The sequence below is a fragment of the Shewanella sp. Isolate11 genome (genome assembly GCF_022398315.1).
GTDB lineage: Bacteria > Pseudomonadota > Gammaproteobacteria > Enterobacterales > Shewanellaceae > Shewanella.
Genome location: NZ_JAKEVF010000002.1, coordinates 498,021 through 518,147 on the forward strand (window position 1 = coordinate 498,021; position 20,127 = coordinate 518,147).

At 42.5% G+C, this 20,127-nt stretch carries 21 protein-coding genes; 8 read left to right on the forward strand and 13 right to left on the reverse strand.

The features are described from left to right. Positions 1–58: 58 nt before the first annotated feature. From L1D21_RS07450 to dapA, 3 genes are all read right to left on the reverse strand, one after another. Positions 59–2,452 carry a GGDEF domain-containing protein gene (locus L1D21_RS07450; protein ID WP_239844607.1) on the reverse strand — a complete coding sequence of 798 codons (2,394 nt, stop codon included), beginning with the start codon at positions 2,450–2,452 and terminating at the stop codon, positions 59–61. Positions 2,453–2,585: 133 nt separating this feature from the next. Further along, positions 2,586–3,707: an outer membrane protein assembly factor BamC gene (gene bamC / locus L1D21_RS07455; RefSeq protein WP_239844608.1), complete on the reverse strand. Its 1,122-nt coding sequence runs from the start codon at positions 3,705–3,707 to the stop codon at positions 2,586–2,588. 3 nt (positions 3,708–3,710) lie between these two features. Beyond that, positions 3,711–4,595 carry a 4-hydroxy-tetrahydrodipicolinate synthase gene (gene dapA / locus L1D21_RS07460; protein ID WP_239844609.1) on the reverse strand — a complete coding sequence of 295 codons (885 nt, stop codon included), beginning with the start codon at positions 4,593–4,595 and terminating at the stop codon, positions 3,711–3,713. A gap of 242 nt (positions 4,596–4,837) precedes the next feature. On the opposite strand from dapA, the gene L1D21_RS07465 reads away from it, so the two are divergent. Together L1D21_RS07465 and bcp are read left to right on the forward strand one after the other, a co-directional pair. Beyond that, positions 4,838–5,380: an ACT domain-containing protein gene (locus tag L1D21_RS07465; protein WP_239844610.1), complete on the forward strand. Its 543-nt coding sequence runs from the start codon at positions 4,838–4,840 to the stop codon at positions 5,378–5,380. 10 nt (positions 5,381–5,390) lie between these two features. Next, the gene (gene bcp, locus L1D21_RS07470; protein WP_239844611.1) at positions 5,391–5,861 is read left to right on the forward strand and encodes a thioredoxin-dependent thiol peroxidase; all 471 of its coding nucleotides are present in this window, start codon (positions 5,391–5,393) and stop codon (positions 5,859–5,861) included. Between the two features lie 88 nt (positions 5,862–5,949). Here bcp and L1D21_RS07475 read toward each other — a convergent pair whose 3' ends face one another. Both L1D21_RS07475 and L1D21_RS07480 read right to left on the reverse strand, forming a co-directional pair. Then, positions 5,950–7,032, reverse strand: a complete 1,083-nt coding sequence (locus tag L1D21_RS07475) for an AI-2E family transporter (protein ID WP_239844612.1) — start codon at positions 7,030–7,032, stop codon at positions 5,950–5,952. Between the two features lie 30 nt (positions 7,033–7,062). Continuing rightward, positions 7,063–7,290, reverse strand: a complete 228-nt coding sequence (locus tag L1D21_RS07480) for a sulfurtransferase TusA family protein (RefSeq protein ID WP_239844613.1) — start codon at positions 7,288–7,290, stop codon at positions 7,063–7,065. A gap of 190 nt (positions 7,291–7,480) precedes the next feature. Here L1D21_RS07480 and L1D21_RS07485 point away from each other — a divergent pair, with 190 nt between their 5' ends. The 3 genes from L1D21_RS07485 (at position 7,481) to L1D21_RS07495 (ending at position 9,852) form a co-directional block, all read left to right on the forward strand. Continuing rightward, positions 7,481–8,938 carry a M48 family metalloprotease gene (locus L1D21_RS07485; protein WP_239844614.1) on the forward strand — a complete coding sequence of 486 codons (1,458 nt, stop codon included), beginning with the start codon at positions 7,481–7,483 and terminating at the stop codon, positions 8,936–8,938. A gap of 177 nt (positions 8,939–9,115) precedes the next feature. Further along, the gene (gene arsC / locus L1D21_RS07490) at positions 9,116–9,463 is read left to right on the forward strand and encodes an arsenate reductase (glutaredoxin) (protein WP_239844615.1); all 348 of its coding nucleotides are present in this window, start codon (positions 9,116–9,118) and stop codon (positions 9,461–9,463) included. Between the two features lie 14 nt (positions 9,464–9,477). Beyond that, positions 9,478–9,852, forward strand: a complete 375-nt coding sequence (locus tag L1D21_RS07495) for a DUF2069 domain-containing protein (RefSeq protein ID WP_239844616.1) — start codon at positions 9,478–9,480, stop codon at positions 9,850–9,852. A 183-nt stretch (positions 9,853–10,035) separates the two neighbouring features. Here L1D21_RS07495 and hda read toward each other — a convergent pair whose 3' ends face one another. Both hda and L1D21_RS07505 read right to left on the reverse strand, forming a co-directional pair. Then, positions 10,036–10,746 (reverse strand): DnaA inactivator Hda, encoded by a 711-nt coding sequence (gene hda / locus L1D21_RS07500; protein ID WP_239844617.1) that lies wholly within the window; start codon positions 10,744–10,746, stop codon positions 10,036–10,038. Between the two features lie 70 nt (positions 10,747–10,816). Continuing rightward, positions 10,817–11,914 carry a DUF2066 domain-containing protein gene (locus L1D21_RS07505; protein ID WP_239844618.1) on the reverse strand — a complete coding sequence of 366 codons (1,098 nt, stop codon included), beginning with the start codon at positions 11,912–11,914 and terminating at the stop codon, positions 10,817–10,819. Between the two features lie 183 nt (positions 11,915–12,097). Between L1D21_RS07505 and L1D21_RS07510 the strand changes: the two genes are divergently transcribed. Beyond that, complete coding sequence (locus tag L1D21_RS07510) at positions 12,098–13,330, forward strand: uracil-xanthine permease family protein (RefSeq protein ID WP_239844619.1); 1,233 nt, start codon at positions 12,098–12,100, stop codon at positions 13,328–13,330. A 78-nt stretch (positions 13,331–13,408) separates the two neighbouring features. Here the strand turns inward: L1D21_RS07510 and L1D21_RS07515 are convergent, their stop codons facing one another. The 5 genes from L1D21_RS07515 to L1D21_RS07535 all read right to left on the reverse strand — a co-directional run bounded on the left by L1D21_RS07515 (position 13,409) and on the right by L1D21_RS07535 (position 17,399). Next, positions 13,409–14,080 carry an alpha/beta hydrolase gene (locus L1D21_RS07515; protein ID WP_239844620.1) on the reverse strand — a complete coding sequence of 224 codons (672 nt, stop codon included), beginning with the start codon at positions 14,078–14,080 and terminating at the stop codon, positions 13,409–13,411. Positions 14,081–14,273: 193 nt separating this feature from the next. Further along, on the reverse strand, positions 14,274–14,495 hold the full coding sequence (locus L1D21_RS07520) for a DUF3389 family protein (RefSeq protein ID WP_239844621.1): 222 nt from the start codon (positions 14,493–14,495) through the stop codon (positions 14,274–14,276). A 128-nt stretch (positions 14,496–14,623) separates the two neighbouring features. Then, positions 14,624–15,106: a peptidylprolyl isomerase gene (locus L1D21_RS07525; protein WP_239844622.1), complete on the reverse strand. Its 483-nt coding sequence runs from the start codon at positions 15,104–15,106 to the stop codon at positions 14,624–14,626. A 119-nt stretch (positions 15,107–15,225) separates the two neighbouring features. After that, positions 15,226–16,101, reverse strand: a complete 876-nt coding sequence (locus L1D21_RS07530; protein ID WP_239844623.1) for a WYL domain-containing protein — start codon at positions 16,099–16,101, stop codon at positions 15,226–15,228. A 110-nt stretch (positions 16,102–16,211) separates the two neighbouring features. Then, the gene (locus tag L1D21_RS07535; RefSeq protein ID WP_239844624.1) at positions 16,212–17,399 is read right to left on the reverse strand and encodes a lytic murein transglycosylase; all 1,188 of its coding nucleotides are present in this window, start codon (positions 17,397–17,399) and stop codon (positions 16,212–16,214) included. Positions 17,400–17,653: 254 nt separating this feature from the next. Between L1D21_RS07535 and L1D21_RS07540 the strand changes: the two genes are divergently transcribed. Then, entirely contained in the window at positions 17,654–18,013 is a 360-nt protein-coding gene (locus tag L1D21_RS07540) for a DUF2750 domain-containing protein (RefSeq protein WP_239844625.1), read from the forward strand. A 57-nt stretch (positions 18,014–18,070) separates the two neighbouring features. After that, positions 18,071–18,724: a hypothetical protein gene (locus tag L1D21_RS07545; protein ID WP_239844626.1), complete on the forward strand. Its 654-nt coding sequence runs from the start codon at positions 18,071–18,073 to the stop codon at positions 18,722–18,724. Here L1D21_RS07545 and L1D21_RS07550 read toward each other — a convergent pair. Continuing rightward, on the reverse strand, positions 18,704–19,657 hold the full coding sequence (locus L1D21_RS07550) for a chemotaxis protein CheV (RefSeq protein ID WP_239844627.1): 954 nt from the start codon (positions 19,655–19,657) through the stop codon (positions 18,704–18,706). The genes L1D21_RS07545 and L1D21_RS07550 overlap by 21 nt on opposite strands. Between the last annotated feature and the right edge of the window lie 470 nt (positions 19,658–20,127).

Genomic DNA, 20,127 nt, shown 5'->3' on the forward strand with positions numbered 1-20,127 from the left:
CTTAACAATTTAGCAACAACACCTTATTGGTTGATGAATCGACAGACTGTTGGTTTTCTCAACTAATATGGTTAAAAACGTGCTGATTATTGACCACTTCAAATAATACGTCCTCAGCTAACGGCGGATGCATAAAATAACCTTGTGCGTAATCGCAACCCAACACCTGCATACTCTGATATTGTTCTTGGGTTTCAACACCTTCGGCAACCGTCTTGATGTTAAGCGAACGGGCTAGATTAATGATCGTTTCCAAAATAACTCGGTTGTCGTAAGCCATATCCATGTGGCTAATAAAGGAGCGGTCGATCTTCAGCATGTCAAAAACAAACTTATGTAAATAACTCAACGATGAATAACCGGTTCCAAAATCATCCAATGACAAGGAGATCCCCATTTGACGCAAGCGCTCAATGGTAAAAGTGGTCTCCTCCACCGAGGTTACTAAGGTTTGCTCGGTTATTTCCACGCAGATTTGCGACAATACAGAACTATTATGACAATAATAATATTCAAATAAGTTAAGTAATTGCCCTGAATTTAACCCTACACCTGATACATTAACGCTGAGTTTAAAACCGCTAGGCAGTTTTAATTGATGTTTAATCATGAACTCTAATGCGTGTTGTACCACGTAGAGGTCTAGCTTCTCTAACAAGCCAGACCTTTGTAATTCAGGTAAAAAGCGCCCTGGACCCAAGATGCCATGCTGAGGATGTTTCCAGCGAATTAGCGCCTCGGCGCCCACCAAAAGATCGGTTTTTAACTCATATACCGGCTGATATTCGAGATAAAACTGCTTTTTTTCGATCCCCAATAAAAACTCACGCTCCAGTTTATAGGTCGATGTTAGTCCCTCTTCCATATCTTCGTTACAAACAAAGATCTGGTTACGCCCCTGCAATTTAGCTTTATACATGGCTTCATCGGCCAACATCAGCAATTGATTTGGTAATAAATCGCGATTAAAACAGTTAACAATCCCTATGCTTATTGAGACTTTAATTCGGATACCACCTAGATCGATTACCTCTTCGAGTAAACTTAACAACTGCGCAGCGATAAATTCGCTGTGTTGTGAATTTTTTACTTTGCTGAGCAAGATAGCGAATTCATCACCACTTAAACGACACAAGGTGTCATGAGGACCTAATGCCTGAGATAAACGCTCGGCTAACCCTTTTAGCAGTTCATCACCGAGATGATGCCCGTAAGTGTCATTGACACTCTTAAATCGATCCACATCCATATAAAGCAATGATACGCCGCTTTGTTCATCAGCGTTATTGATTGCTTGGGTTAACCTATCAATAAATAACGTGCGGTTGGGTAAGCCAGTTAACGAGTCATGTAATGCGAGGAACTCCATGCGAGACTTAACGTTCATTCGCTCAATTGCATTACGGATATGCTTAGCCACAAACACCAATAACTGTTTATCTTTTTGCTGAAATTGATAACTATCAGCATAACTTTGTACAACGACAATGCCTTTAAATTGATCATCACCAAATGGCACCCCTAGCCAAGCATTAGGCATTTTCCCAAACACCTGAATCGTCTTATCTTCGACCATGGATTTTATTTGCGCTTCGTTGACTAACAAAGGCTTATTTTTAAGTAGTACATAACCAGTAATGCTCAAGTAGCTAGGATCGATTTCCAATCGTCTATTCGTTTCATCGAGTTGCTCAAACGCATCTAATTGATCAAATTCATCCACATGGTAGACAAAATTTAAACCGCTACGGTCCTCATCTAAAATGGCGACGTAAAAGTTCTTGGCAAAAGTTAATCTGCCAATGCATTGATGTAATCTTTTATAGAAGGCATTCAAGCTGTCGGTCTCAAAAATCAGCTCAGCAATTTCAAATAACGCATCTTGGATCTTGCTCGAATATTCCAGTTCTTCGATAGTATTTTGCAATTTGACTAAGGTTTTTGCCTTGTGGATCTTCATCGCAGTAATTGAGGCTAACGCCATCACGATATGTTCGTGTTGCTGGGTATAAAAATTCTTTTTGGGATGTTCGCTGTCAATAACCCCCACCACTTCACCCTCAACTATCATGGGTACTGCAAGCTCTGATAAGCGTGGTGCGTCATCGACAATATAATTGGGGAAACGGCGAGTATCGGTGATAAGTAGCGGTTTTTTAATCTTGGCGACCTGTCCAACGACCCCCTCACCCACTTTCAATTCAATAGGAGATAAAATTTCTAAATCTTTGGGGTTTTTGGCACCAAAACTGGCTTTCTGAACTAAAACATCACGGGATTCATCCAATAGATAAATCACCACATCATCAAAACCCAACTGGGCAACGACATTGCGGGCAAGGTGCCATAATATCTCGTCAATCTCATGTAGAGACAGCATCTCAATGGCAAATGTACTCACTATATCTAAGTACTTTGCATCGACATCTTGAAGCTGAAATTTTGCCGTCATCTATTCCCCGTGCATTGGACTAGTTCAATCCATAAACTATATGGTAAAAAACCTTCCCTAGCGAGTTCAAGTACAACAAATAATTATAAAAAAAGAGGCTTAATAGCCTCTTTTTTATTTATCAAAACTGAGATTATCTGACCTTACGATCTTCTTTCATTAAATCAGATAGACCTTGATATACCGCTTCGACCACCTCATTATCCACTGGCGCATCGGCCATATCGTTTAGATAAATTCGGGTTTTGCTGTCGTCAGCGTTATCTTCATCAACCAATAAGCGATAAGAACCTTCTTTAATAGGCAAACTCTTCTCACTCCATAATGAGCTCCAAAAGCCTGAATCGTCATTAACATTGATATAGTACAAGCCTTTGTTGCTATCCATATCGACAATTTCGAAGCCCATTTCTGGTAATACAATGCGTAGGCGTTCCCAAGTACGGTTATATGGCGCGTCTGCTAACCAATAACTTGCAGCTTGAGTCTCACCTTCAGCAACGTCAGCAGCTTTGACCAACTCAACAGTAATACCTAAACTTTCACGAATTCGTTTGGCTTTAAGCATCTTGTCACGCTTAACGCTCATGTATGCGATAGTGCCGTTCAGCATATCGACGGTGTAACGGCGCTTGTCTTCACCAGTTAATAAGATATCTTGTTGCTGACCATCAAAATGCTCTTCATGATCGATAAGCTCGATGGTTAAGTTACCACTGCGGCCATGGGGTCTTACGTCGATAGTAAAACGATAACGTTGACGTACTGTATACACTTCGTCGCTACCCCAAAAGTTTGAATCGATGACTTCCTGGTTTTCAATCCAATCAGTTTCAATCACTCCAGCAGCATTATCTTGCCTTACGATACTAACATCACGGCTATTTAAGTAATCGGTGATCACTGTATACAGTTCTTGGCGTAGGTCGACTTCATTATCGATAGATTCCACTACCACTTTTATCTTGTCACTAGAATCTTCAACATGAGTCCCTTCCGCCATAGGCAAAATTTGCAATGGCGGACGAATATCAAGCTTTTTACCCACTAAGCTAGCATCAGCTTTACTTCCTAATTCAGGAATATTGTACTCGGAGCTGTAATTAGGCTTGTTAAGCCCTTGCGGAATAACCAAATCAGGCTGGGGAGTTAACGAGACATAATCTTCGTTACCATTAGCCTGACGTCTATCTATCGGTGAACTACAGGCTGTGACAGCTGCAATTAGCAAAATCGGGGTTACTTGCTTTAGCATTTATTATTGGACCTCTATCCGGGCTTTTTTCATCGCTTCTAGCAACAGACCATGATACTTAGGTGAAAGTTCCGTTAAAGGTAAACGAATATGACTATGATTGATCAATCCCATACGGTGAGCAGCCCACTTAACGGGGATAGGATTAGCTTCACAAAACAATGAATCAAATAAAGAAATGATCTCTACTTCGACCGCTATAGCCCCTGCTGTATCGCCATTTAGTGCTGCTTTACACATTGCTTTGAACTGACGTGGCACGATATTGTTGGCAACAGAAATAACACCATCACCACCAAGTGAAAGAAATTCACGCGCCGTTGCATCATCACCACTGTATAATTTGAAATCTGCACCACATAATTGACGCAGACGAGCCACACGACTCACATCGCCAGTCGCCTCTTTCAGGCCCATGATATTAGGTACTTCCACTAGACGCGCGACTGTTTCTGGTAGCATATCCACTGCAGTGCGTCCGGGAACATTATATAAAATTTGTGGAATATCAGTTGAATTAGCAACCGCAGTATAATGCGCAACTAAACCATCTGGTGTCGGTTTATTATAATAAGGTGTCACCCCAAGCATGGCTGCAACACCAAGATTAGATTGAGCTTTGGTTAGCTCTATCGCTTCAGCCGTTGCATTAGCGCCATTGCCGCCAATAACAGGTACACGACCTGCAGCGAATTTAACCGTATGGGCAACAACTTCTATATGTTCTGAAAGTGGTAAGGTTGCAGATTCACCAGTGGTGCCTACGGCAACAATGCCATCGGTTCCCTGTTCAATATGGTATTCAACTAGTTTTTCTAGACTTGCATAATCAACCGAGCCATCACTATTCATAGGTGTGATTAAGGCTACAATGCTTCCGTTTATCATGTGACTTCCCCAAGGATTCAGGACTCGCTATGGTACTGATGCTAACTGTTAAAAACAAGCATAACTATGTTGCGATTTATTAGAAAGGCATCCCTTAAGAATGCTAACCATTTCTCCTGCTGTTTATTAAGACAGGGATCGCAAAATGATGAACATGTGTTAGCATAACTGTCTTCAAAATAGCACCTTAGTTCTTTGGTGTTTTTTTAAACAAGGTTAAGTCGTCAATTTAGGAGAATTTCATGTCCAATCATCTGGTCGTCACTGCTCTGGGCTCAGATCGTCCCGGAATCGTCAGTCGCTTTGCAAGACTAGCCAGTGAATGCGATTGTGATATTGTCGATAGCCGCATGGCATTGTTTGGTAATGAATTCACCTTAATCATGATGATTTCCGGCGCTTGGACATCGATCACAAAGATGGAAACTAGCTTATCTACATTAAGTGTTGAGCTGGGCCTTCTCACGGTCATGAAGCGTACTTCAAAACATACTCCACTCAATTTCGTATCCAGACTACTGGTGACCTTAAATGGCCAAGATCAGCGCGGTACTATGGGAAAACTGACACAATTCTTAGCCGATCGTTCACTTGATCTCGCCGCGGTACGCTCTCACGCCGAAGAAAACGCACAAGGTGAACCAATTCAAACTGTGTCATTAACTATTAATGTGCCTGAAAAAGTCGAGATAGATAAATTAGAACTGAGTCTGCATGAATTGGCACACCAAATGAACCTCAGCTGTAGCATCGAACGTATGCAAGGTATCGAAACACAACCATAAAGGAATTTTTATGAATACCTTAATTGCAGGTGATCTCGCACCTGACTTTATGCTAAAGAATCAAAATGACGAATCCATTTCTCTGAAACAAGCACTCGACAAAGGGCCTGTGCTGGTTTATTTCTATCCTAAAGCACTAACACCAGGCTGTACGGTCCAGGCGTGTGGTCTGCGTGACACCCAACCTCAACTCGATGGACTTAATGTCACTGTATTGGGCATCAGTCCCGATCCCGTTGCTAAGTTAGCCCGCTTTGCCGATAAACACGCTCTTAATTTTTCACTCCTGAGTGATGAGGATCACGCGATTGCCGATGCATTTGGCGTATGGGGTGAAAAGAAGTTTATGGGTAAAGTATATGATGGTATCCACCGCCTGAGTTTCCTCATAGGACAAGACGGTAAAGTCGCCCACGTATTCAACAAGTTTAAGACCAAAGATCACCATGAAGTGGTATTGAATATTATTGAGCAACAATAAAAGACAACCCTAAAAAAACAGCCCAAATAAAGTAAAAGCCAGTATTATACTGGCTTTTTTGATATCAAATTAATTGATCGCAAAACATTTATGCGGCTCGTTCTTCGGCTTGTTTCTCTTTCTCAGACTTAGGCCAAGCGTTAATAACGGCTTTGACGAGTGAAGCTAACGGAATGGCAAAGAACACTCCCCAGACTCCCCACAAACCGCCAAACACTAATACCGCCGCAATAATAACCACAGGATGCAGATCAACAGCATCTGAAAACAATATCGGTACCAACAAGTTGCCATCGAGTGCCTGAATAATACCGTAACCAAGCATCAGATAACCAAATTCAGGACTGATGCCCCATTGGAAGAATGCGACCAAAGCGATGGGAAGCGTCACTAATGTTGCACCAACATAAGGAATGAGCACAGAAAAACCGGTTAAAACACCGAGTAATGCAGCATAGCGTAGATCCATAATCGCAAAGAAGATATAGCTAGCAACCCCGATAATTACTATCTCGATCACTTTGCCACGAATGTAATTAAAGATCTGTTGATCCATCTCAAGCCACACTTTACGAGCCAGTTCTCGATTGGCTGGAATAAAACGTTTACTGCCCTTAATTAATTCATCTTTGTCTTTCAAAAAGAAGAACACCAACAATGGTACTAAAATCGCGTACACCATCAATACCAATAATGATGCCGAGTAGCCGATTAACTGCTTACCAAAATCGATAATATTATGCGTATCAAGTAGTTTTTTTATCTCGCCTACACTCGCATCGAGTTGCTCAACACTAAAAAAACGCGGGTATTGTTCTACATAAGTTTTTAAGGTCAATAAGCCTTTGTCTAACATGTTAGGCAGATCGGCAACTAAGGCTACGCCTTGTCGCCAAATGCTGGGCACCAAACCAAATGTCAGTAATAACATGACGCCTAAAAACAACACTAAGACCAGTGAGGCGCCAGTGGTACGGTTAATACCAACTTTAACCATTTGTGCAACGGGCCACTCCAGTAAAAAGGCCAACACTAAGGCCACTAATAGTGGTGCTAATAATCCGCCTGCGAAATAAATAGCCAGCGCAATCCCCACTAAAATAAAGACTAAGGTGACGGCTTGAGGATCGCTAAAACGGGCTTTATACCAATCTGCTAATATGGATAACATTCACTATTCCTACGCAGTAACGCTCTAAAATTATGGGGTTAAGTGTTTCACAATAGATAAGAGTAACACCTGTGGGTCATTTTTCAGCTCAGTATAAGAACAATTAATTTTATTGAGATAACGTGGCACATCTTGCCGAGCTCCAGCATCTTTTAGTGCCACTTGTAACTCTTCACCAACGGCAAGGTGCTTAAGCGCCAATTTAAACTTAACCAATGCAAGTGGACAACGATCAGCCGTTAAATCAATAAAAATCATAATGAACTTGCTAAATGTAAACTGTCGCTATTATCCTAAGTCTCTAGCTAAACCACAAGTTATCAATGCGCTATTCAAACATCCCTTTGTTATGCACATGATGCAATGACTTAGTTCACCAAATTCAATGAACTAATTGCCGTTTGGTAGCTCAAAATAGATAGAATACAGATAACCGCTAAGGAAAAGTTTGAGAAACATAAATACAGTCAAATCCCTCGTTGCTGGCGCACTGTCATTCGCCCTTTTCTCAATTGCACCACAAGGGTTTGCAAACAACGATTTACCCGATCTTGGCACCGCAGCAGTTAATACCTTTAGTTTAGAGAAAGAGAGTAGCTATGGTGACGCCTATATGCGAGTCATCCGCTCGTCAGCTCCAGTTCTCAATGATCCTGTGCTTAATCAATACATCACAGAATTAGGTAATCGATTGGTGGCACATGCCACCGGAGTGAAAACCCCTTTCTACTTCTTCTTATTACGTAATGATGAAATTAACGCCTTCGCATTTTTTGGGGGTCACGTAGGTGTTCATACGGGATTATTTCTCAATGCCGATAACGAAAGCCAAATTGCCTCGGTTTTAGCGCACGAAATTACCCATGTTACCCAACGACATTTAGCCCGAAGTTTAGAGGCTAATGCCAAAAGTTCTACCGCTACCATGGCTGGACTTTTAGGTGCAATATTATTAACCATTGCCGCGCCGCAGGTTGGTATCGCTGCCTTGGCGACCACACAAGCATTAGCAACCCAAGCACAAATTAACTATACCCGTTTACATGAGCAAGAAGCCGACCGGATCGGAATGAAAATCTTAGTTGAAGCAGGCTTCGATCCCGAAGGCGCTGCCGACTTTTTTGCAAAGTTAGCCACCCGCTATCGTTTTACATCTAAGCCACCACAAATGCTATTGACTCACCCTTTACCTGAGTCTCGTATTAGCGAAGCAAGAAACCGTGCAGCGCAATACCCACATCGATATATCCCCGATAACTTAGATTTTCAACTTGCGAAAGCCCGCATTCAGGTTCGATTTTCAAGTTACAGCGAAGAAGCAGCGACGTCTCTATTTGAAGAACAACTCGATAAAAACAGCTATAACTTTAGACAAGCAGCGCAATATGGACTTGCCCTCGCCTTACTGCGACAAAAAAAAGCGCCTCAATCTGAAACCATCATAGATGGATTACTAAAAGAGGATCCCCATAACCTATTTTATATCGACACTAAAACCGATTTATTACTTGAGCGGCAGAAGTTCGACCAAGCTATTAGCCTGTTAGAGCGTGAAAAGCGTCTAAAACCTACATCGCAAGTAATTAACCTCAACTTAGCTAATGCTTACATAGAGGCTGGACAACCTAAAAAAGCGATTCCACTGTTAGAAGAGATGATCTTCCTCGATAAACAAAATCAGCTACCACTTTTGTTACTCAGTGATGCTTATAAAAAGTCGGGCAATAAGGCGATGGAGCATTATGCTAAGGCCGAATCATTAGCATTAGCCGCCGATTATGCTGGTGCTATCGATCAACTTAATTTTGCCTATCGTTTATCAGAGCAAAATCCTTTACAACTGGCCCGTATCGAAGCGCGAATAAGACAATTTAAACAATCGAAAAGAGCATTAGAGCTACTTTAGCCGCTTAACAACCGCCCTTTGGCGGTTGTTGTTTTTTAAGCGATGCTTCGCAAACGACACAATAATACCAATCAGTATAATAACGATCGCCATTTTTAATAATAGCCATAACCCCTTGTGACTCCGGTCACCTTTTGCAGTAGAATATCGACAAATTTCAGCAACGGTAGTAAAACGATGACTCAAGCAAGTATTATTCATAATCCTCGTTGTTCTAAAAGCCGCCAAACTTTGGCACTTCTGGAAGAAAACGGCTGTCAGGTTCAAATCATCGAATACCTGAAAACTCCATTAACTCAAGGTGAGATCCGCTCAATCTTAGATAAGTTAGCCATTAGCCCTCGCGAGTTAATGCGCACCAAAGAAACTGAGTATAAAGCCCTTGGTTTAGACCAAGTCACTGATGACGAATTATTGATCCAAGCCATGGTTGACACCCCGAAATTGATTGAACGCCCAATTGTGCTTATTGATGATAAAGCGGTGATCGGTCGTCCACCTGAAAATGTGCTTTCACTGTTATAAGGCAAACCAAGCTAATGAGTTCAGATAAGCTGTTTAAAATAAGTCGTACTTGCTATGTCGCCTTGTTATTACTGATGACCGCCTGGTTTGGTAACCAAGGATTAACGGGTGAGTATTCCATGGTTTTTAGCCTATTATGGATTTTACCTTTGTTAGCGCCTTTAAAAGGCATTTTAACCGGTAATCCTTATACCTACGCTTGGGCCAGTTTTATTATCTGCTTGTACTTATTACACGGCTTAACCCTGTTATATGTCACCGACACGGCATTAGTCTTTGCTATTATCGAAGTGCTATTACTGTCTGTGCTAATGATAACGCTGCCGTTTTACGCACGAGTCAAGGGCCGTGAACTTGGGCTAGGTTTAAAAAAGAAAAACAAAAAGTAATGCTATTCATACCATGATTTAGCTATTAGTTAGCTTTAACCCTAGCTTGCTTTAATCATGACGAAGCAAATAAAAAGCGCCACTGGGTCTCTTCATAATCCCCGTGGCGCTTTTTTAGTTAGTTTGCCATATGTACAAATGCTCTATCGATTAGTCGTCACAACAACTGTTGTCAGCCCTAATTTATAATCTGAGCATCTCTTTGACAAAAGGAATGGTCAACTTACGCTGATGCACTAACGATGCCTTATCCAGTCTGTCGAGCACATCAAACAAGGTTCGTAGATCTCGAGCTAAACGATTCAATAAGAAACGGCCCACATCCTCAGGTAACTGAAGGCCACGCATAGCTGCACGGCGTTGTAATGCTGCAAGCTTCTCATCATCAGCCATAGCCTGTAATTGGTAGGTCATCCCCCACTGCATACGAGAAACTAAATCCGGCAGCGTAAAACCACTGTCGATAGCCGAAGCGCTGGCACTAACTACTAAGGCACAATTCTCTTGTTCTGCAATGCGGTTATAGAGGTCGAATAATGCCTCTTCCCACAGCGGATGACCGGCAATAGCATCAATATCATCGATACACACCAAATCCACTTGCTCCAACCCTTCTAGCAGCTCGGTAGAGATACTGGCATGAATCGCCAACGGCAGATAAAAGCTATTACGATGCAGCTCATTGGCTCGTGCACAAGTAGCGTGCATTAAATGGGTTCGGCCAGACTTTTGTGGCCCCCATAAATAAACGGACTTATTGATGTGACCATCTGCACAGGCTTGTAAGCTTTGAATCAACTCATCGTTACCCGAGGCCGGATAATAACTTTTAAAAGTCTCATCATCGGGTAAATAAACAGGTAACGATAATTGTAGGGGGGAATGAGATGCCACTAAATTAAGTCTCAAGTTCGCATGTTGGGTTAAAAATGGCGGGAACCATCAAAAAGGTGCCCACCTTACATCACTGTCCTAGCCAAATATAATTAACGACTTCAGTTTGTGATGGTGCTAACGGATCGCTCTGATCAACATTGGGTTGTAGCACGATTTGCTGCTTTACCTTAGACTCGAGATTCAACAATCGCTTCAAATCTGCTTCTGAGCCAAATAATTCCAGTGAGAAGGACGCAGTAGAGCCTTTAAGTTGAATTAACGACACCGATTTTACTGCACTGAGTTGAGTTAAAAACTTCTCAATATCCACTAACTGCTTGCGTTGGCTTAAATCAATAAAGGTCAGCTTTTTACTTAAAGACTCCCCACTATCCGCTACCGCATAGCGGGCGGCATAAAACTCACTCACAGCTGAAAGCATCTGACCAATGGCAGCGGTTTCAGTGTCGGCAACACCAGATTTTTGCGCTAGCGGTTGATACAAGCCCTGTTCAGTGCCCATAGGATAAAGCACCATGTTAAAGCTTGCTTTATTATCACTATTAATTTCTACCGAAGCCATGATGAAATAATCAGTGTTATAACGCTGAGATGCTTTAGCAACTTGATCAGCAAACATGCCTCTAACGTCATTAACACCCACAAACATTGCATCATCCAAATCCATCAAAGGAAGTAGCATCGGCATACCACGAGATTGCGAAATCTGTCTGATATCGCCACTCACTACAGTATCTGAAGCATCGCTAACAATGTTGAATTCGCCTTGATTGTGATCGGCCAACCACATTAAGGTTAATGGTCTTTGTTTGCCCCAAACTGGCAGCTGAGCATCCCGCAGTAATTTAATGATTTTTTGTTGGTCAAAAGAGGCCCGTAAATACTGCTGCCCCTCAATATCTTGATAGCCAAATTGACGGATATAGCTGGTTGGATTACTAATAGCAGAATTGATGCTGGCAACATCTAGCGCACTTTCACTGCCTGAGTTTTTCAAAATCACATCACGTAGTGCTTGTTGTAAAGCCGCATTCTTGGTTTGGGTGGTTCTGTCGTCCACCTTGACTACGCTCTCATCTAATTGCAGTCGCTCTGTCGCTACTGTCGCATTAGCCATCAACACTATAGAAGCAGTAAAAATACCGAAAATAAGAGTCTTGAACATCCGTATTAATTCTTTAAAGCGAAGAGATTGGCGCAAGTGTAACACAAAGCGCTAAATCATGTATGTCGAGATCACATCGATAAGATGGATTTCAATCAAATAAGCAGAGTGTGATCCTTGAAGATGTAAAAATGTTATTAACACGCTAATATCAAACAGTTTACCTACGAATAGAGAATAATAATGAATCGCTTAATGATCCCCCTACAAGGCGCACAAATGCTATTTGTTGCCTTTGGTGCTTTAGTTCTCATGCCGTTATTAACCGGCTTAGACACTAACGTGGCACTATTTACCGCTGGTATTGGTACCTTGTTATTTCAACTCATTACAAAACGCCAAATCCCCATCTTTTTAGCCTCCTCATTTGCGTTTATCGCGCCAGTTTTATATGGCGTACAAACATGGGGAATTCCATCCACTATGGGCGGATTGATGGCTGCAGGTTGTGTTTATTTATTACTTGCGAGTCTGGTTAAATTCAGAGGCGATGGCTTTATCAAACGTCTGCTGCCTCCTGTCGTCGTTGGCCCAGTGATCATAGTGATCGGTTTAGGGCTTGCTCCTGTCGCCGTCAATATGGCCATGGGTAAAAGCGGTGATGGAACCTTAGTTTTGGTCGATGCCGATCACGCATTGATTATCTCCATAGCCTCTCTGCTGACAACGATTGCGGTCGCAATTTTTGCTAAAGGGATTGCTAAATTAATGCCTATTCTAGCAGGTATTATCGTGGGATATGGCTTAAGTCTGGCTCTAGGTATTGTCGACTTCTCACCGGTTCATAATGCGAGTTGGTTAGCCATCCCCAATTTCGTCGCGCCTGAGTTTAATTGGCATGCTATCGCCTTTATGATCCCTGTTGCGATCGCACCTGCTGTTGAGCACATTGGTGATATCCTCGCTATCTCTAATGTCACAGGTAAAGACTACCTTAAAAAGCCTGGACTGCATCGTACGCTAAGTGGTGACGGTGTTGCGACCATTGCAGCAGCGGCTTTAGGTGGACCACCAAATACAACTTATTCAGAAGTAACAGGCGCAGTAACACTGACCAAGAGCTTCAACCCTCGTATCATGACTTGGACTGCTATCACCGCAATTTCGTTGGCATTCATCGGTAAATTAGGTGCATTAATGCAAACTATCCCAGTTCCTGTGATGGGCGGGATCATGTGTCTACTGTTTGGCTCCATTGCAGCTGTGGGTCTTAACTCTTTGATCAAAAACCACGTCGACCTAAGCGAACCAAGAAATCTATGTATTGTAGGCGTAACCTTAGTGTTTGGTATTGGCGGTATGGCCTTCGGTATTGGCTCATTCAGTCTTACTGGCATTAGCCTATGTGGTATTGTTGCAATCATGATGAACTTGTTACTGCCCTTGCCTAAACCACAAGAATCCATTGCCAGCTAATTTACGACTGTACTAAAACAAAAAATCCACCTAAGAGGTGGATTTTTTGTGGCGAGTTTAAGCGGATTAACGAGCAGATTAACTTAGTCGCTGCGTTAGCCAATCACCAATATCTTTTAGTTGCTCTGGTAAAACGCTATGACCCATACGGTAACTGTGCCATAAAGTCGAATAGCCAGATGCTTTTATCAATTCATAGCCAGCTAGACCTGCAGCAAAAGGTACCACTTCATCCTGCTCGCCATGATGTTGTAACAATGGCGTGTTTTTATTCGCTTCACTCAGATCCTCAGGCAATTTATTTCCTGTAGCGAGGTAACAAGATAATGCCATGATGCCTGCAAGTGCATGTGGATAACGCAGTCCAGTGAACAAACTCATCACCCCGCCTTGGCTAAAACCCGCCAAAATAATTTTGTTAGCAGGAATGCCTAAATTTATCTGCTCATCAATAAGCGCTGCAATGGCTTTTTCAGAAGCCTGAACGCCGACCATATCAGCGCGATTTTCAATATCCATGCCCTTAATGTCATACCAAGCTGGCATCACAAAGCCTTGATTAATAGTAACAGGCAAATTTGGTGCATGAGGAAAAATAAATCTCACATCTAAAGCGTCAGGCATGTTAAGTAATGGCACCACAGGTGCGAAGCCTGCACCAGAGTCTCCAAGTCCATGTAACCAAATCACACAAGCGCGTGCTGCTTGTTTGGGCTCAATAGTCAGTCGCTCTAATGGCTGATCTGGCATAGTGTTATCCTATAATTATTATGATGAAAAATTGCCGACGCAATGATAAAGCAAAAATAACCACAAGTGTTAATCGTGCCTAACATTAATTAGCAACACATAAACTGTCATTGGTTAATAACAGTGATAAGAAAATGGAACAAGAAGCTGAAAAGACAGAGAAACTTAAGACAAAACCCACAAACTAACAGTGTTAAATCAGTTGTAACTGCTCAATAATCACATCCAGTTGCTCGCGGTTATCCAATGTCAAAGTCCAACGAACCGCACCAGCATCAGCTACCAACAGCAAAGCATCTGAAATCACTTTAAGATCTTCAGCCATAGCATAAAAGGTCACTTGCCCTTGATTTAATTTGGCTTGAATTTCGTTATTAGTAAGGATTAAACGCCCTTTTGAAAACTCGATCACCATAACATTGCACTCCATTGATAGTGAAAAACCCAAACTAACGTCTGGGTTTTATCGCAAATATTATTCAACTAAATTTGTGCGGCTTAATTGTTCAGCTAATTTCACTTAGCAATAAATAGTCAATAATATTAATGGTGATGTCCACCCACACCATGGGCATGACCGTGAGCAATCTCTTCATCGGTCGCATCACGCGCATCAATGATTTCAAGATCGAAGGTTAATTCACGGCCAGCCAAGGGATGATTGACATCGACAGTGGCCATAAACTTACCGACTTTAATAATGGTTACTTGGCGCTGGCCCTGATCAGTATTGATCAATGCGCGCATACCAGGCTTCCATACTTTAGCGCCTTGTAGGTGCTTAACCGAGACTCTTTGCTCGGCATTTTCATTGCGCACACCATAAGTTTCTTCTGGAGGCAGAGTCACAGAAAAACTATCACCGACTTCATGCCCCGCAATCGCATTTTCAACACCCGGCATCATATTGTCGTGGCCATGAAGATAAGCAATTGGATCTAATCCTTCGTTGGTCTCAAGCACATCACCTGCTTCATCACGCAAGGTGTAATTAAACTGCACGACCATATCGTCTTTAATGCTCATTGAGCGTCCTTAAATCATTTGATTAATTAAATTCGCTAGAGCTTAACAAAACTCAGATTATTGCTCTAGCCGTTTCTCTTATTTGAATATCAACTGCCGTATCCCTAAACAGGGACAAATTAACGAGACTTAGCGCCCGGAACTATCGTGAGATGCTCAATTTGGCTCAACACCTGCAAATTCGCTAATGCTAGCTGACAAACCCCTTGGCTGATTTGATGTCCTGCTGAGCAATCGACACTCCACTGACGTAATAAGTAACCAGCCAGTGCTGCACGACTATGAAGAGTCAGCTTGCCATCTTGCATCTGATAATCCAGTTCGATGGCCTCAGGATGCTTTAAACTTGGATGAGGAATGATCACCAGTGGGATAACGGTTTGCCAATGTTTGTCTTGCGCCGCCAGTTCATGATCAAAAGGCTCATTAGCACTGATTGCAACAGATTTAATACGAGTTACCACAAAGTCGGTGAAAATCTCATGGGTCCTGTCGAAACAACGCACATGCCAACGCTGACCATTATTAACTAAAGTATGAGGCACTAAATCGCGCTGTGTTTCGCCAGAAGACACAGACACATAAGTGACGCTAATCGCTTGTCTCTGCTGAATAGCCCGCATAATCCCGGCAATAATATTGGTATCGGGATGGATAAGCTGCACAGCATCAATGCACACTGCACTTGGCTGCACCGGATGGGACAAACCGTCGCCAAATCCATTTGCTAAACCATGCAAAATCATCTCAGGATCATGGTCAAACAACGGCTTAAAACCTGGGTTTCGCAGATAACGCTTATCTTGATGCATCAAGCTCATGTTATCTGCCGCAAGACCACGATAATTAATCAAGTCTTGGTTAGACGCCGCTAAGCCCGTGGCAAATTTAGCGATTAAATCCTGCGCCGAGATCTGACCAAAATACTGCAAACTAAAATCGATAAACGCCAGTCGTTGGCGTTCGGCATGAGATAAGTTGTCTAATGCATCCATATTGCAAAACCCTATTGATTTAATACCTTACAGACATTGACTTAAGGTATGTTGATGCGCCAAAACTAATAGATTTCCCCTAAGGATGCAATTGATACACGATAAGTTTATTACTCGATACCTATCCGTTTAAATGTCTCTTCACTTGGAAAACCATCGGCAACAATGCCAACACTGCGTTGATACGCTTGTAGTCCAGTACGGGAGTTCGTCCCTAACACGCCGTCAGGTTTACCCACATCAAAACCTTGTTCATTGAGTTTACTTTGCAGCAACTTAATTTTATCGCGGCTAAAGTTATCCTGTTGCGGTGGTGCCACCATTAAAGGTGCCGCGCCGTTAATTCTATCGGCAAGATGCCCAACGGCGATGGCATAGAACTCGGAACGGTTCCAGCGCATGATCACATTAAAATTTTCGTAACCTAAAAATGCAGGCCCAGTATGGCCAGCGGGCAAATATAGTGCAGCAGTCATATCAGGTGTAGATAGCTTTTGACCATTGGCTTTGATAATGCCTAATTCAGCCCAATTCACTAATGGCTGCGTAGAATTACGCCCCAGTGATTTAAACTCAAACTGCGCGGGTAACTTGACTTCCCGCCCCCAACGTTCATTTTTAACCCAACCTAATTGCTGCAAAAAATTCGCCGCAGAACTCAAAGCATCTTCTGTGCTGTTCCATAGATCGGCCTTACCATCACCATCACCATCGATAGCATATTTGGCATACGCTGAAGGCATAAATTGAGTATGTCCCATAGCCCCAGCCCATGAACCCACCATGTCACTGGTACTGAATTGATAATTCTGCTTAAGCTTCATTGCTTGCAGTAATTCACCGGTAAAATAACTGCTACGTCTTGGATCGCAGGCTAAGGTTGCCAAACTGTCGATAACGGGCATTTTACCTTTATAGCTGCCAAAATTGGTTTCTAATCCCCAAAACGCCATTAGATATTGTGGTGGAACACCATATTGCTGTTGCAGTTTGGTGAGTAACTGACGATGTTGTTTCAGTAATCGGCGTCCCTCTTCGACTCGCCAATCTGTCACCCGCTTACTGAAATAGTTATCAAAACTTTGACTGAATTCAGGCTGCTTTTTATCCAGTTCGATAACCCGAGTGACATAACTGACTTGGCCTAAGGTTTCGTCTATGGTTTTAGCCGAAATACCTGCATCTTTTGCTTTTTGCTTTAAGCCCACAACACAGGTATCGAAATCTTGGTTCGCTTGAGCAAGGGTGGAGAACCCTGTTGCTAGTATGAGTGAAGCGAAAGTAAACAATTTTTTCAAAACAACAACTCCATTTAATCAATAGCCGCAAACCTGCGCTAGCCAAAAAACAGCGACCGAAAGAAACGGGCTAGCCTCTGCACATCATAACCATAGAAACTGATTACACTAGTCTTTTCTGATTAATTATTGCTTAAGTCAGTGCTTTTTAAGGTAAGCGCCTAAATAGTGTCCTTTTCATAAAACTATCACTTGGTACAGCAGCCAGTTTGCGTATAATGGCCTTGTTTATCACAAACTTTTAAGAGATCTGTATGACTGATAGCAACCCAGTTTTATCAAGCTTTATCGAAAACGTAACTGAGCACCAAGCGGTTTGGGGTCTTCAAGACGAAACTGGCGAAGGCTGGGTAGTATGTGACTCTTCAGAGTTTGATGAAACCGATGTAATGCCGCTTTGGTCAACACCTGAGCAAGCTAAACAGCATTGCACCGAGGAGTGGCAAGATTACCAAGTTGCCGCAATTCCATTAGAAGAGTTACTAGAGTATTGGATCCAAGATTTACATGATGATGGCGTGTTAGTCGGTGTAGATTGGCAAGCAGACCAAGATTGTCTTGAACTCGACCCTATCACGCTAGCCAAGCACTTAGTGGACATTGAGCAAGTTTAAATCGAGTTCATTGCCAACCGTGTTTTATCACATCTAAGCAGACAAGGTAACTGACTCTTGTCTGCTGACTTTCCCCTGATTGATATTCCCTTCGAGCAACGCCACACCTGTTGGTTTTGCGCTGAACCCTGTGCCGATACTTTTGAATATCCAGCTCAAGCCTATACACCTCACCCCTCGCTTGCGGTACCAAGCTGCAAAGAATGCAAGAAAATTGCGAGTAAAAATCCGCTGACTTCCATTTGGGATTGCCATATGGCGGTTAAAGACGAACTGATGCGGATCTACGCTAAACACCTGGCAATTGGTGAGAATTGGACCGAACAGGAACTCGCCGAATCGGAGTTTTCTTGCAAGGTATTTGAAGGCTTTAAAAAAAGCGCTTGGTTTATGTACCAAGTCGCTAAAGGCAGAGTCAGCGCGGCACCTTGGCCAATCAGTATTAATGGCGTCGCGCTAGATAGCACTGATTATCAGCTGGGCTTTCAATTTGACGGCGTAAACTACAGCTCTATCGCGAAAGCCGTTGATCATTACAGCCAGATGCTAGGTCTAGATAAAGACTTTTTACAACAACTTGTCAGCATTGTCGGGCGGCACCGATTTGCTTACGCCGTCAGAGTCAGTCGACTTAATATCGTCGCAAGTAAAGCGGTTAAGCGCCAGGTACTGCAAGATATTGCCAACGAATCAACCGACGATATCTCGTAACCTCTGCTGTACCGTATCGACTAATAAATCTGGTTGAAACTTAGAAATAAACCGATCGCAACCAACCTTGTCTACCATCAGATTATTAAAGCTGCCACTCAGCGAAGTATTTAAGGTAATAAACAGCTGATCCATTCGCTTATCATTGCGCACTTCGTGGGTTAATCGATAACCATCCATTTCAGGCATTTCGGCATCGGTGATCAACATCAGTAGCTCATTGGCCACATCACGCCCCTGCTCACACCACTTTTGCAGCATGGATAATGCTTCAAGGCCATCAGAGGCTTCGATGACTTCTATGCCTAAAGGTGTAAGAGTCTGTTTAACCTGCTCACGCGCGGTAGAAGAATCATCGGCCAAGAGGATTTTTCGCCCTTGCATCTGTGTCATTAATGATTGGTCTAAAACACCATCAGACAAACGCACGTCATATTGAATAATTTCTGCCAGCACTTTCTCAACATCAATAATCGACACTAATTCCGTTGTTGCTCCCGACGGCGTTTGAATATCAACCTGAGTAATTGCGGTTAAGTAGTTATTACTGCCCGTGCTTTTAGGTGGCGGTAACACATCCCCCCAAGTCATATTGATAATGTGATCAACTTTACCAACCATAAAACCTTGGATGCTTCGGTTGTATTCGGTGATGATCAAATTCGCCTCACTGGTATCGAGCATAGGCTTAAAGCCAATGGCACAACGCAGATCGATAACCGGAATTGATGTTCCTCGAATATTAGCCACGCCTTTGATACTCGGGTGACTTCCAGGCAGTTTGCTTAATCGAGGCAACTTAACCACCTCTTTGACTTTGAATACATTAATTGCAAACAGTTGAGTTGCATTGATTTTAAATAACAACAGCTCTAATCGATTTTCACCCACTAACTGAGTACGCTGATCAACGCTTTCCAGCACTCTGGTCATTTTAATTCTCTTGATGACTTCTAATTCATTTAGCTATCGGCCTGTGGGCACAAAGCTTAAGTCATTAAGCCGCTTGGCCTAATTTGAATAAGCATAAGCCGATGCCACTATCATTTCTGATATTTAAAGTTTAAATCGATTGACAAGCAGTAAAGGCGCGATATAATCCATCGGTTTTGAAATTCCTGCCCTATTTTTTGTATCGCTAGACCCTTTCGTCACCGCATCCAACAAATCAGCAGTTTCCTCTTCGTCATCTTACTGTCATGTAACCATGATGTACTGTGCGTCGATCTTGCATTATTCGCAATTTGAACAGGGTAATCCCCCTATCAATTTGTAATAGAGACTTGATTAGATGAATAAAGGTAGGTAACTTCAACAAGGTTAAAATTCATCTTTGCAAAAAGCTAAGGATTTTTTATTTATAAAATTCAACTGCATAAGCAGCTAAAATAAAAGGAGTATGG